Origin of the sequence: Lentibacillus sp. JNUCC-1, from assembly GCF_009741735.1 — a bacterium.
In the GTDB taxonomy this organism is placed as follows: domain Bacteria; phylum Bacillota; class Bacilli; order Bacillales; family Amphibacillaceae; genus Lentibacillus_B.
The window spans coordinates 648,909-661,589 of sequence record NZ_WHOH01000003.1 but is presented as its reverse complement, the minus strand read 5'-3'; the positions used below and the strand labels follow the sequence as shown (position 1 = coordinate 661,589).

General features: G+C 44.5%; 13 protein-coding genes and 1 pseudogene. 3 read left to right on the top strand and 11 right to left on the bottom strand.

From position 1 onward, the window contains the following. Nucleotides 1–16: 16 nt before the first annotated feature. The 8 genes and pseudogenes from gpmI to JNUCC1_RS13770 all read right to left on the bottom strand — a co-directional run bounded on the left by gpmI (nt 17) and on the right by JNUCC1_RS13770 (nt 6,983). A complete protein-coding gene (gene gpmI / locus JNUCC1_RS13805) occupies nt 17–1,564 on the bottom strand; it encodes a 2,3-bisphosphoglycerate-independent phosphoglycerate mutase (RefSeq protein ID WP_156646014.1) in 1,548 nt (515 codons plus the stop codon). Continuing rightward, complete coding sequence (gene tpiA, locus JNUCC1_RS13800) at nt 1,561–2,319, bottom strand: triose-phosphate isomerase (protein ID WP_156646013.1); 759 nt, start codon at nt 2,317–2,319, stop codon at nt 1,561–1,563. The genes gpmI and tpiA overlap by 4 nt, the downstream gene beginning before the upstream one ends. A 27-nt stretch (nt 2,320–2,346) precedes the next feature. Next, nucleotides 2,347–3,527 (bottom strand): annotated as a pseudogene (locus JNUCC1_RS13795) (phosphoglycerate kinase). A 120-nt stretch (nt 3,528–3,647) separates the two neighbouring features. After that, nucleotides 3,648–4,655, bottom strand: coding sequence for a type I glyceraldehyde-3-phosphate dehydrogenase (gene gap / locus JNUCC1_RS13790; protein WP_156646012.1), 1,008 nt, complete (start codon nt 4,653–4,655; stop codon nt 3,648–3,650). A gap of 42 nt (nt 4,656–4,697) precedes the next feature. Then, the gene (locus JNUCC1_RS13785) at nt 4,698–5,717 is read right to left on the bottom strand and encodes a sugar-binding transcriptional regulator (protein ID WP_331713789.1); all 1,020 of its coding nucleotides are present in this window, start codon (nt 5,715–5,717) and stop codon (nt 4,698–4,700) included. A 190-nt stretch (nt 5,718–5,907) separates the two neighbouring features. After that, on the bottom strand, nt 5,908–6,153 hold the full coding sequence (locus tag JNUCC1_RS13780; RefSeq protein WP_156646011.1) for a glutaredoxin family protein: 246 nt from the start codon (nt 6,151–6,153) through the stop codon (nt 5,908–5,910). Between the two features lie 164 nt (nt 6,154–6,317). Then, the gene (locus tag JNUCC1_RS13775) at nt 6,318–6,632 is read right to left on the bottom strand and encodes a DMT family transporter (RefSeq protein WP_156646010.1); all 315 of its coding nucleotides are present in this window, start codon (nt 6,630–6,632) and stop codon (nt 6,318–6,320) included. A 6-nt stretch (nt 6,633–6,638) separates the two neighbouring features. Beyond that, a complete protein-coding gene (locus tag JNUCC1_RS13770) occupies nt 6,639–6,983 on the bottom strand; it encodes a DMT family transporter (RefSeq protein ID WP_156646009.1) in 345 nt (114 codons plus the stop codon). A gap of 194 nt (nt 6,984–7,177) precedes the next feature. On the opposite strand from JNUCC1_RS13770, the gene JNUCC1_RS13765 reads away from it, so the two are divergent. Genes JNUCC1_RS13765 through JNUCC1_RS13755 form a run of 3 tightly spaced genes read left to right on the top strand, consistent with a single transcriptional unit; the run spans nt 7,178 to nt 8,889 of the window. Then, entirely contained in the window at nt 7,178–7,753 is a 576-nt protein-coding gene (locus tag JNUCC1_RS13765) for a DeoR family transcriptional regulator (protein ID WP_156646008.1), read from the top strand. 16 nt (nt 7,754–7,769) lie between these two features. Next, entirely contained in the window at nt 7,770–8,360 is a 591-nt protein-coding gene (locus JNUCC1_RS13760) for an SCO family protein (protein WP_156646007.1), read from the top strand. A gap of 22 nt (nt 8,361–8,382) precedes the next feature. Beyond that, nucleotides 8,383–8,889 carry a FixH family protein gene (locus JNUCC1_RS13755; protein WP_156646006.1) on the top strand — a complete coding sequence of 169 codons (507 nt, stop codon included), beginning with the start codon at nt 8,383–8,385 and terminating at the stop codon, nt 8,887–8,889. Nucleotides 8,890–8,950: 61 nt separating this feature from the next. On the opposite strand, the gene JNUCC1_RS13750 is transcribed toward JNUCC1_RS13755, so the two are convergent. The 3 genes from JNUCC1_RS13750 to JNUCC1_RS13740 form a co-directional block, all read right to left on the bottom strand. Beyond that, on the bottom strand, nt 8,951–9,802 hold the full coding sequence (locus tag JNUCC1_RS13750) for an ABC transporter permease (protein ID WP_442915503.1): 852 nt from the start codon (nt 9,800–9,802) through the stop codon (nt 8,951–8,953). A gap of 66 nt (nt 9,803–9,868) precedes the next feature. Further along, nucleotides 9,869–10,870: an ABC transporter permease gene (locus JNUCC1_RS13745; RefSeq protein WP_331713891.1), complete on the bottom strand. Its 1,002-nt coding sequence runs from the start codon at nt 10,868–10,870 to the stop codon at nt 9,869–9,871. Between the two features lie 63 nt (nt 10,871–10,933). Then, on the bottom strand, nt 10,934–12,619 hold the full coding sequence (locus JNUCC1_RS13740; RefSeq protein WP_156646003.1) for an ABC transporter substrate-binding protein: 1,686 nt from the start codon (nt 12,617–12,619) through the stop codon (nt 10,934–10,936). Between the last annotated feature and the right edge of the window lie 62 nt (nt 12,620–12,681).

Sequence of the window (12,681 nt, the reverse complement as noted above, 5' to 3'; positions counted from 1 at the left end):
CCTTTAAAAGTGATCATTATTTTTTGATAAGGGATTCGCCAGTCATTTCCTCAGGTTTTTCCACATGAAGAAGATCAAGTAGTGTAGGCGATAAATCTGCCAAAATACCGTCTTCGCGCAATGTCACGCCTTTTTTCGTAACAACCACCGGAACCGGATTCGTAGTGTGCGCCGTCATTGGCTTGTCATCAAGTGTGACCACTTCATCAGAGTTTCCGTGGTCGGCTGTCACAATTGCATGGCCACCGAGTGATTCAATTTTATCCAAAATTTTACCGAGACATTCATCAACAGCTTCAATCGCTTTAACAGTCGGTTCAAGTTTGCCGGAGTGCCCGACCATGTCAGGGTTGGCAAAATTGAGTATAACGGCATTCAGTTCACCGGTATCCAGTTCTTTCAGCAAAGCATCAGTCACTTCATAAGCACTCATTTCCGGTTGCAAGTCATACGTGGCGACTTTTGGAGAATTAATCAGCACACGTTTTTCCCCCGGAAATTCCTCGTGCCTTCCACCGCTCATAAAATAAGTCACGTGCGGATATTTCTCAGTTTCCGCTATGCGCAGTTGTTTCATGTCATTTTGAGCGAGTACTTCTCCAACGGTGTTATCCAAATTTACAGGGGTATAAGCGACATACCCATCAACCGTTTCACTGAACTCAGTAAGCATTACGAAGTCAAGGTCTTTTGGTGCACCCTCTCCGCGATCAAATTCATGAAAATCTTTATTGGCAAATGTGCGAGATATTTGAATGGCGCGGTCCGGACGGAAGTTATAGAAAATAATAGAGTCACCGTCATCCACAGTGGCAACAGGGTTATCTGCGTCATCTGTCAGCACAGACGGGATCACGAATTCATCATGAATTTCATGGGCATAGGAATCGTCAATCACATCTTCCGGTCTTTTATAATGGGGACCTTCGCCATATACCATAGCGTCATATGCTTTCTTCACACGTTCCCAGCGCTTATCGCGGTCCATGGAATAATAGCGGCCAGAGATCGTCGCAAACTGCCCGACGCCATAGGCAGCCATTTTTTCCTCAGTTTGCTTGATATATGTTTTAGCTGTTTTCGGCCCAACATCACGACCGTCAAGAAATGCGTGTACATATACTTTTTTCAAGCCTTGGTCTTTGGCAAGCTTCAAAAGTGCAAACATATGCTGAATATGACTATGCACACCACCATCAGATAACAATCCGAATAAATGGAGCGCCTTATCGTTATCTTTAGCCCGTTTCATAGCTTGGATAAATGCTTCCTTTTCATAGAACTCACCTTTTTCAATCGACAAATTCACGCGGGTCAAGCTCTGATAGACGATGCGCCCTGCACCAATGTTCAAATGCCCGACCTCTGAGTTGCCCATTTGACCTTCAGGAAGACCAACTGCGGATCCGCTTGCCCGTAGCTGGCTGTGGGGATACGTATTCCATAACCGATCGAAATTTGGTTTGTGTGCATGTTGGACAGCATTGCCTTTTGTTTCTTCACGAATTCCAAAACCGTCAAGAATAATCAGCGCGGCCAAAGGGTTTTCTTGTTGTTGGGTCATTTCGTACCAGCCTCCACGAGTTTCAAGAAAGAATCCACTTCAAGGCTTGCACCGCCTACAAGTGCCCCGTCGATATCAGACTGTGACAACAGTTCGTCAATATTAGCAGGCTTCACACTGCCTCCATATTGTATGACGACTTGTTCAGAAACCGATTTGTCAGTCACATCTTTAATGACATTGCGGATATGGCTGCAAACCTCATTAGCATCCGCACTGGAGGCAGTCTTACCTGTACCGATTGCCCATATCGGCTCATACGCCACAATCGTTTGGGCAACTTGGTCAGGCGTGAGATCAGTCAGTGCTTTTTGAACCTGTTCTGTGACGACATCTTTTGTTTTATTTGCTTCGCGTTCTTCCAGGGTTTCGCCAACACAAACAATCGGTGTTAAACCATGCTTAAAAGCTGCTATGGCTTTTTGGTTAACTGTTTCATCCGTTTCATTATAATACTGACGCCGCTCAGAGTGGCCAAGCACAACATGCGTAACCCCAATATTCTTCAGCATAAGCGGACTGACTTCGCCTGTGTAGGCACCATTTTCTTCATAATGCATTGTTTGAGCTGCAATTTTCAGCCGGGTGTTTTTCGTTTTTTCAACGAGTGCCGGCAAGAAAGGAAATGGTGCGCACACAATCGCTTCAACGTTTTCATCAGCAGGGATGTGTTTGCCTGCTTCGATTACAAAATCTTCAGCTTCGGTCATGACCTTATTCATTTTCCAATTTCCTGCGATCACTTTCTGTCGCATCCAAACACCTCTTTCATTATTTTTGAATTATTTATCATCTAATGCATGTACACCTGGGAGTGTTTTGCCTTCCATAAATTCAAGTGAGGCGCCTCCACCGGTTGAAACATGGTTCATTTTATCTGCATATCCGAATTTGGCAACTGCGGCTGCTGAATCTCCACCGCCGATTACTGTATAGCCTTCTGTTCCAGCTAGTGCTTGAGCGACAGCTTTTGTGCCGTTTGCGAACAAGTCAAATTCGAACACACCCATTGGACCATTCCACACGACAAGACGTGACTTGGCGATCACCTCTGCATATTTTGCTTGGGTTTCAGGGCCAATATCGAGCGCTTCCCAATCTGCCGGAATTTGATCAATCGGAACCACTTTCGTTTCAGCTGATTCTGAAAATGAGTCTGCTACGACTGCGTCTACTGGCAGCAGGAGATCAACATTGTTTTCTTTGGCCTTGTTCATGAATCCTTTGGCCAAGTCCAGCTTGTCTTCTTCCAGCAGGGACTTACCGATTTCGTGGCCCAATGCCTTAATGAAGGTGTAAGCAAGACCCCGCCGATGATCAGGTGATCCACCTTGTCAAGAAGGTGATCAATCACATCAATTTTATCTTTTACTTTAGCACCGCCAATAATGGCCGTAAATGGACGTTCAGGATCTTCAAGAGCTTTCCCCAGCACATCAATTTCCTTCTCCATTAAAAAACCGGCCGCTGCAGGCAACAGTTCAGCAACCCCTGTTGTCGAGGCATGAGCCCGGTGCGCAGCCCCAAAGGCATCATTCACGTAAAGATCGGCCATCTCAGCAAATGCTTTGGACAGCTCTGATCCATTCTTTTCTTCTCCAGCCTCAAAGCGGACATTTTCAATCAATAAAATGTCGCCTTCACCCATTCTGGAAATCGCTTCATTAACTTCTTGCCCGTAAACGGCATCTGTTTTAAGAATTTCTTTGCCCATCAGCTCACTTAAGCGCTTTGCTACAGGATCAAGACGCAATTCTTCAGAAACCTTTCCTTTTGGACGGCCAAGGTGACTGGCTAAAATAACCTTCGCGCCATTTTCGGTTAGATATTGAATCGTTGGGAGTGCTGCTTGGATTCTCGTATCATCTGTTACTTCACCATCTTTCAAAGGGACGTTGAAGTCAACTCGGCAAAATACGCGCTTTCCTGAGACGTTGAGATCATGAAGTGTTTTCTTATTCATAAAAAAACCTCCTGTCAATAGTATGTAGTCCATTGTATCTGTTCCCTGAAATAAACCAGATTACGCATTTAAAAAATAAAACGGAGGAGGTTTTCGATCCCCCTCCGTTCAAATTTGTTTTTATAGACCTTTTTTACCGATCAGAACAGCTAAGTCGACACAACGGGCTGAATAGCCAAGTTCGTTGTCGTACCAAGATACGACCTTAACCATGTTATCTTCCATAACCATTGTTGATAATGCATCGAAAATAGAAGAGTGTGGGTTGCCAACGATGTCACTGGATACAAGTGGATCTTCGCTGTATTGTGCAAAACCTTTCATGTCACCTTCTGCTGCTTTCTTCAGTGCTGCATTAACGTCTTCTTCTGTGACTGTTTTCTCAAGTTCTGCAACCATGTCAACGAGAGAGCCATCTGGTGTAGGAACTCTGACAGCCATGCCGTTCAGTTTGCCATCCAGTTCAGGCAATACCTTGCCAACTGCTTTAGCTGCACCGGTTGTTGTTGGGATAATGTTTTGTGCCGCTGCACGTGCACGTCTGTAATCCTTATGCGGCAAGTCCAGAATTTGCTGATCATTTGTATAGGAGTGAATGGTTGTCATCATGCCGCGTTTAATGCCAAATGCATCGTTAAGCACTTTAGCCAAAGGCGCAATGCAGTTTGTTGTACAAGATGCGTTTGAAACAATATGATGCTTTTCTGGATCGTATTCATCGTCATTGACACCAAGAACAACAGTCAGGTCTTCTTCTTTAGCAGGTGCTGAGATAACGACTTTTTTAGCACCGGCATTAATGTGTTTCTGTGCATCGTCACGATGTGTGAAGCGACCAGTTGATTCGATGACAATATCAACGCCCAAATCGCCCCAGCCAAGATTTTCCGGATCGCGTTCTGACATAACTTTGACTTTTTTCCCGTCAACAACGAGATCGTCGCCGTCTGCTTTTACTTCTTTATCAAGTACCCCGTGTACAGAGTCATATTTCAATAAATGTGCAAGCATGTTTGCATCTGTCAAATCGTTAATGGCAACGACTTCGACATCGTCATTTTCCAATGCAAGTCTGTATACAACACGACCAATTCGTCCAAAACCATTGATTCCAACTTTAACTGCCATGATTAATTCCTCCTGGTTAATAAAATTTTATTTTATAGGGCACTATACCCTTAAAATATGCTGTGCTGCTGCTTCATCCGTGATCAAGACTTTCGTGCTGCCCGTTTTAAAATAAGAATGAATGGCACGTGCTTTGGAACTTCCGCCTGCTACTGCAACCACTGAAGAAATGTCTTGCAAATCTTCAAGTTGGATCCCGGCAGTAGTTACTTTATGCACAATTTCACCATCATCATTGAAATAATAGCCAAACGCTTCACTGACTGCTTCTTTCTTCCGAAGTACGTTTATAACGTCCTCTGAAGTCTTGCGTCTGCGGGCCATTGTAAGGGCATCACCGATTCCGTGTATAATCATATCTGCTGACTTGATAAGCTGCATAACTTCCAGAATACCTGGTTCAGTCATCATCGATTTATACGTCGAATCACTTAACGGATCGGGGACGTAAAGCAGTCGATAATCACCATTTGCCTGTTTAGCCATCTGGGCGGCAATTGAATTTGCCTGATTCTCAACATGTTCGCCTAGTCCTCCTCTTGCCGGAACAAATAATATCCGGTTCGGTGTCTTAAGCGTTGGCATCATACCAGCAACAGCAGCCATCGTTCCGCCACCTGTCACGCCAATCGTTGAGACGTTGTCAAGATGTGCTCTTAAATACGACACACATGCTTGTCCCATATATTGCTTTACCCAGTTTTCCTCATCACTATTCCCCGGAACGATCATACATTCTTCCAAATTCAGTATGTCCTTTAGACGCTTTTCCATAACACGTAATCGGGTCATTTCCCCAATATGTGGGGTGAGCTTCTCGAGCACTGCCTTACCCTCTTGTGTGGTATGCATGCCTTTTGAGGTAACATAAATCAAACCCTGATTTTGCAGAAATTGAACCTCACCGCGAATTGTACGCTCGGTAGAATTCACATTCTCAGCTAACGCCCGACGGCCAATCGGCTGAAACAAGTCAATACTGCGCAGGATCATGTAACGCTCCTGCATGGTTTGAAGAAGTTCCGGGCATAATGTTTTTTGCAGTTCTATTAAAGACTCCACAATGAAAAGCCCCTATCTTCTGGACCCGTTTTGTCCCTGCTGGTTATTTTTTGTCCCTCTTGGGGTAAAAAATATATGGACCGTTCCACACTTAAAATATACCATTATTCACCAAGGCATTCAAGTCTTTTGATTGCTGAATATATGTACTTTGTGTGGCATGATTATAGGTTGCCTCATTGACGCTGAATTATTCATGAGCAGCACGTTTTAATAGGTCAGCAAGAGCCTCATAGCTCATACCTTCACAGTCCAGTTGTTCCCCGTTCACTTCAACAACAGGAATACGCAGCTGATACTCAGCCAGCCACGTGTCGTTCGTATAAATATCTCTTTCCTCTATATCAAAATGAAAATCCCGCTCCAACATATATAAGAATGCCATTGCATCATCACATAATGAACAATGATCTTTTGTATAAAAAAGCACTTTCATAAAGCGTTGCCCCCTTTTTTTCCTCCACTTTGCCCAAGTGGGTATATGTAATTGGCTGCGATGTTTCATGACTGTTCTGCGTGCGATCAAACGTTTTACACCATTTTCTACTTTTGCACAAGTTTTGTTCCATATGTGATCAGCCCTTCATTTAGGGCGCTTTTTTATTCCACTGCTTTCAAACCGACTGCTCCTGCAATAATACAGCCAAGGAAAAAGATGCGCTTCCAGCCGGCCGACTCACCGAAAAAAATAATGCCCATGATGACAGCGCCTGCTGCACCAAGTCCTGTCCATATCGCGTAAGCTGTGCCCAACGCGATGTCACGCATGGCCATCGACAAAAAGATAAATCCCATTGTAAAAGTTAAAACGACAAGGCCGAGTCGCTTAAGGGTTTTATCTCGAACATAAAGATTAATGCTCATCACACCAAAAATTTCCCCGAAACTTGCAATTACAAGATACATCCATGCCATAAGCGTTTATCCTCCTGTTTCGACGTGTTCGTGTTCTGCTTTTTCTGAAGTCGTCAATTTAATTCCAATCACCCCAAGAACGATCAATCCAATAAATCCGACCTTGGTCCACGAGAAAGGTGCATCAAAAACGATGAAATCAATCAGTACAATCGCAGCAGCACCAGAACCTGTAAAAACAGCATATACTGTGCCAGAGGGCAACGTTTCACATGCTTTTATAATAAAATAAAAACTAAGCACAATCACAAGTACAGTCCCTGCCCATTCCAAAGCTTTGCTGGAATACTTCAGGCCTATCACCCAAAATACCTCCACAATGGCGGCTAACAATACATAGATCCAAGCCAATGTATAGACCTCCTTCATCGTATACAGGTAAATATCCATCTATATAGCAGTTTAGCACAGACAGAGAAATTTTGCCGTTTATCCAGCTATAGACGGCAATGTTCATTCTTTATTCACAATTAATGGCAATTATTATGTTATACTGTGTGCAAATGTGTTAAACTCACACATTCATTTTAAGAAGGGGTGTATACATGCTGCCTTTCGAACGACAACAGAGAATCAAAGCTTTGGTTCAGAAGCATAACAGTATTAAAATTTCCGAACTAAGCAAACTTCTGGGTGTTTCTGAAATGACCATTCACAGAGATGTAAAACCTTTTGTTGAAGAAGGGCTGGTTATAAAAACATTTGGCGGCATAGCCATTCCCAGTCAGGAAAAGTCTCTCAGTTTGGACACGAGCGCGTGTGAGATGTGTCATCGTCCGCTTGATAGCAGACTTTCATATAAGCTCATCTTCCACGATCAGCACACAGAAACATTCTGCTGTCCACATTGCGGTATTTTAAGATGCCATCAGACTCAAGAGGGCGACCTCCTAGAAGCATTATGTCGTGATTTTCTGACAGGAACGATTACAAGCGCCGCTCACGCCACATATGTAATTGATTCAACCTTGGATATGCAATGCTGTAAACCTCAAGTCCTTTGTTTTGAATTTCAGTCACATGCCGAGAAATTCGTCAGAGGCTTTGACGGAAAGATTTGTACATACATGCAAACGAAAGACTATTTGTTGAATCACTCTGGCAACACTCCATCATTGTAAAGGAAGGATCGATAAAATGAAAAAGACCGCCATTATCATAGCTACGTTTATATCCGCCGCTCTTTTTATAACGGCTTGCAGCAGCTCAGAAATTGAAACAAATATGTCAGAAGACGTCAGAGATTTTAATTTTACCACACAGGATGAAGGGACACTCTCCAACACAGACCTGGAAGGAAAGTGGTGGGTGGCTGACTTTATTTTCACCAATTGCACGACCGTCTGTCTGCCAATGACATCCAACATGTCCAAAATGCAGGACCAGCTGGCAGAAGATGGGGTGGAAAATGTGGAGTTTGTTTCGTTCAGTGTTGATCCAGAACAAGATACACCCGAGGTTCTTAAATCATATGCCGAGGGATATGACGCAGATCTGAGTAATTGGACATTTTTAACCGGTTATGATTTCCACACCATTAAGGAACTTTCAATCAAGTCCTTTAAATCACCTTTGCAAGAGCCGCAGCCTGGGGACGACCAAGTGACACACGGAGTACGTTTCTTCCTCGTAAACCCTGAAGGCGAAGTGGTCAAAAGCTATTTAGGTACGGACACCAACGAATTGGAACAGCTTGTAAAAGATTTGAAAACAGTAACCGACAGTTAATGATATAGGGGGAGACAAACAGATGAAACGTTTAATTGTTCTTTTCATCCCAATGATTATTTTGGGACTTATGACAGCATGCGGTAATGAGGATACAAATGCAGAGAACAACGAGGTTAAAATCGTTGAAGCGGAATTTAATCCGCAAGAAACAGCAGAAGTCGGAGAGACTGTCACCCTAAAAAACACAGTGACACTTGGCGGTGAAAAAGTGACTGACGCCGAAGTGAAGTTCGAATACTGGATCACGGGAGACCAAGACAACAGCGTTACCGTTGAGGCTGAAAACAATGACGATGGCACTTACACAGCAGATGTCACTTTTGAAGAAGATGCAGACTACGAAATCTATGCCCATACCGATGCCGCTGATCAGCATACCATGCCTAAACGCACGATTGTCGTTGGTGAGGGCGGAGAAGCAAATGCACACCACCAAGATCATAACGATAACAATGACCATGATCATCATAACGATCACAATGACAATAATGACCATGACCATGACCATCACAACGATCACAATTAATACCATTCAATCAATAAACACACTGCCCATTCGGACACCTTCGAATGGGCAGTTTCTTCTTTCAATTCTTCATTTTCGGGTCAAGGGCATCTCGGAGGCCGTCTCCGATCAAGTTAAACCCAAGCACCACGAGCATAATCGACAAGCCCGGAACGATTAATGTCCACGGTGCCAACTGAATGAAATCACGTGAATCTGCAAGCATCTTACCCCATTCCGGATTCGGCGCCTGAGCTCCAAGCCCCAAAAAACCGAGCGCCGCCGCTTCCAGAATGGCTGTTCCAAACCCAAGCGTGGCCTGAACGATAATTGGTGCCAGGCTGTTGGGAAGGATATGATGCCATACAATCCGCCCATTTTTCATCCCTTGTGCCCTGGCAGCCATGACAAATTCTTCTTCCCGTAAACTGATGACCTTGGAGCGAACGAGCCGGCCAAATATGGGAATATTGATGATGGCAATGGCGATCAGCGCATTTTCAAGTGAAGCCCCAAGTATAGCTACGATCGCGATTGCTAGTAAAATACTGGGGAAAGCCAGCAATATATCAAATATCCTCGAAATCAACATGTCCACCCATCGACCGTAATAGCCCGCAATCACACCAAGTACTGTCCCGAATACCAAAGCACCGGTAACAGCTATAAACCCAACCATCAACGATATCCGCGCCCCATAAGCGATACGTGTGAATATATCACGTCCTACATCGTCGGTCCCAAACCAATGCTCAGATGACGGTGCCTGCAGGCGATTAACGAGATTTTGTTCATCGAACGCAAAGGGCGTAAACAGAGGGGCCAGCAACCCGAGCAGTATAAAAAACACAATAACAATAAACCCAGCCGCTGCCATCCGATTCTTCAACAACTGACGAATGGTATCTTTAAAAGGGGAGGCTGCTTCTATCATCTCTTCTTCTTGGCCATTGATCAGCATCTGCTTGCCGGCTTTTTCTTTTTCCATTTCCTTCCCCCCTTAATACTTAATTCGCGGATCGATGTATGTGTACAGAAGATCCACAATCAGGTTGATAATGACAAAGAAGAAAGCAACAACCAGAATGCCAGATTGAATGACCGGATAATCTCTATAACTGATCGCCTCAAACACATACCGCCCGATGCCCGGCCAACTGAAAATCGTTTCAGTCAATATGGCGCCGCCCAGCAGCACGCCGGTTTGCAAGCCAATAACAGTCAACACTGGTATCACTGCATTTTTCAAGGCATGTTTATAGATGATTAACCATTGTCCTGCTCCCTTTGCTTCTACCGTACGAATATAATCTGATTTCATCACTTCTAGCATGCTGGAACGTGTCATACGTGCGATAATCGCCATTGGAATTGTTCCAAGTGCAATACTTGGCAAAATCAAATGTTTCAGTACGGTAACCGTTCTGGAGAAGTCCATGTGCAACAAAGAATCCAGCACATAAAAATAGGTAATCGGTTCGATGGGATCGCGACTGTTTTCCCGACCTGTTGCAGGCAGCCATCCCATCTCCTGCGAAAAGACCCACTGTTCCATCAGACCCAACCAAAAGATCGGCATAGATACACCGATTAATGCAACGAGCATGGCAGCATAATCAAACCAGGAATTTTGCTTCCATGCACTGATGATTCCGGCATTTATACCGATAAACACGGCAAAAATCATCGCAAAAAATGTCAGTTCCAACGTTGCTGCTATATAAGGCCAAATTTCCTTAGAGATCTCCGCTTTTGATCGTAGCGATGTCCCCAAATCCCCTTGAAGCAAATCTTGAATATAGATGCCATACTGGACAAAATAAGGCTTGTTCAGCCCCATACTCTCTTCAAGATTCTGAATGGCATCTTGGGTTGCCGTTTCACCAAGAATAACTTGTGCTGGGTTACCGGGGATTAAATGCACGATTGAAAATGTGATCAGCGTCATCCCGAATAGAACTGGAATGAGCATTAAGAGTCGTCGTATTGTATAGGCAAACACCATATCACCCCAGTTTAAAGAATCAGGGCAGCTTTAGAATGCTGCCCCGTTCTGCCATTTGCTTTATTCCAGTTCCACCTCTGCCAATGATTCGCTTGTCGAAGGATGTGGCACATAATTTTTAACGGCAGTGTTCGCAGCTAGAACCGGCGTGGAGTGTACGAGTGTCACCATCGGCGATTCTTCCGCAATGATCGCTTGTGCCTCTTTGTATAAGTTGGCGCGTTCATCTTGATCAACAGTTACTTTTGCTTCATCCAACAGGTCATCGACTTCACTGTTCTTATAGAAAGTTCTGTTACTGCTTCCAACATTATCACCGTGCAGCAAACTGCTCAGGAAGTAGTCAGGGTCACCATTTGTTCCCGACCAGCCCAACATGAACATTTCCTGTTCTCCGTTAGCAGTTTTTTCAAGATACGGTGCCCACTCTTCACGGACAATATTAACGTTAATTCCAATTTCTCCCAAATTGTTCTGAACAATTTCTGCCACCGTCTCAGGATCGGGCATATACGGCCTGGCTACCGGCATGGTCCACAGGTCAATGTCAAACCCGTCTTCGTATCCTGCTTCAGTGAGCAACGCTTTTGCCTGGTCCAGATCATATTCATATTCAGGTGCATCGTCGTTATAACCGAGATAACCCGGTGGCAATGGGTTTTTCGCCGGATTTGCATAGCCTGCATACAAGGCATCGGCAATGGCCTGACGATCTATAGCATGGTTGATGGCTTGGCGCACTTTCACATCATTCAAGAATTCTTTCTCAGTATTCATCCCGACATAACCAAAGTTATTCTCAGCACGTGTATACAAGTCAAGTTCTGCTTCACTTTCAACACTTGCTGCATCATCCGGATTAAGCCCATCCATAATGTCAATGTCGCCGGATCGGAGAGCAATCAAACGGGAAGCATTCTCCGGAATCACTTCGAAAATGACTTTATCTAGTTTCGGTTGACCATCTACACGGTAGTCAGCAAATTTTTCAAGAACAATTGTGTCATCCTTGCTCCAGCTGACAAATTGAAACGGTCCTGTTCCGACAGGGTTCTCATTAATGGCAGCTCCGTGTTCTTCAAGCGCCTTTGGAGACGTCATGACAAAGTATGTCATTCCGAGGTTTTGCAGGAAAAATCCGAGCGGCCGTTTTAAAACAAATTCTATTTCGTGGTCACCCAGAATATTGATTTCTTCAATAACATGGTCATCATCACCTTTGAACCCACCAAACATCGTCCCGTACATGGAATATACGTAGCCGTCATCACTGAAGGCAAATTCATGACTTGGATCTGCCCAGCGGTCAAAATTCACTTTAACGGCTTCTGCGTTAAATGGTGCGCCATCATGGAAAGTAACGCCTTCTTCCAACTGAAATGTATAGGTCAGACCATCATCCGAGACAGTCCAGTCGTGGGCAAGTGCGCCCTCCACCTCAAATGAGTCCTTTTTAAACTGAAGCAGCCCTTCCATGACCTGTCTTGTTACGCGTGAGGATTCACCATCTGTCGTGCTCCCTGGATCGAGACTTTCAGAATCTCCGCCCCTTGCAAAAACAAGAACCTGCTCTTCATCACTGTCCCCATCTCCGCCTGTATTTCCTTCGTTGCTCTCTTCGCCGTCATTCGTGTCCCCCGAATCGCCTGGATCTGATGTGTTCTCGTCATTACCGCCACACGCTGCGAGAATGACCACCAGACTTGCCAGGAGTACCAGAGTAATGAACCAACTTGATCGCCTCATTTTTTTACCCCCTGTTTGTATGTGATCTATATCAACCATTGATTGTAATGGTTAACATCAAT

Bases quoted from the DNA above. Each gene is read 5' to 3' on its own strand.
- JNUCC1_RS13740 (WP_156646003.1), bottom strand. From the start codon at position 12,619: ATGAGGCGATCAAGTTGGTTCATTACTCTGGTACTCCTGGCAAGTCTG.
- JNUCC1_RS13780 (WP_156646011.1), bottom strand. From the start codon at position 6,153: ATGAAAGTGCTTTTTTATACAAAAGATCATTGTTCATTATGTGATGAT.
- tpiA (WP_156646013.1), bottom strand. From the start codon at position 2,319: ATGCGACAGAAAGTGATCGCAGGAAATTGGAAAATGAATAAGGTCATG.
- gpmI (WP_156646014.1), bottom strand. From the start codon at position 1,564: ATGACCCAACAACAAGAAAACCCTTTGGCCGCGCTGATTATTCTTGAC.
- JNUCC1_RS13765 (WP_156646008.1), top strand. From the start codon at position 7,178: ATGCTGCCTTTCGAACGACAACAGAGAATCAAAGCTTTGGTTCAGAAG.
- JNUCC1_RS13760 (WP_156646007.1), top strand. From the start codon at position 7,770: ATGAAAAAGACCGCCATTATCATAGCTACGTTTATATCCGCCGCTCTT.
- JNUCC1_RS13755 (WP_156646006.1), top strand. From the start codon at position 8,383: ATGAAACGTTTAATTGTTCTTTTCATCCCAATGATTATTTTGGGACTT.
- JNUCC1_RS13775 (WP_156646010.1), bottom strand. From the start codon at position 6,632: ATGGCATGGATGTATCTTGTAATTGCAAGTTTCGGGGAAATTTTTGGT.
- JNUCC1_RS13750 (WP_442915503.1), bottom strand. From the start codon at position 9,802: ATGATAGAAGCAGCCTCCCCTTTTAAAGATACCATTCGTCAGTTGTTG.
- gap (WP_156646012.1), bottom strand. From the start codon at position 4,655: ATGGCAGTTAAAGTTGGAATCAATGGTTTTGGACGAATTGGTCGTGTT.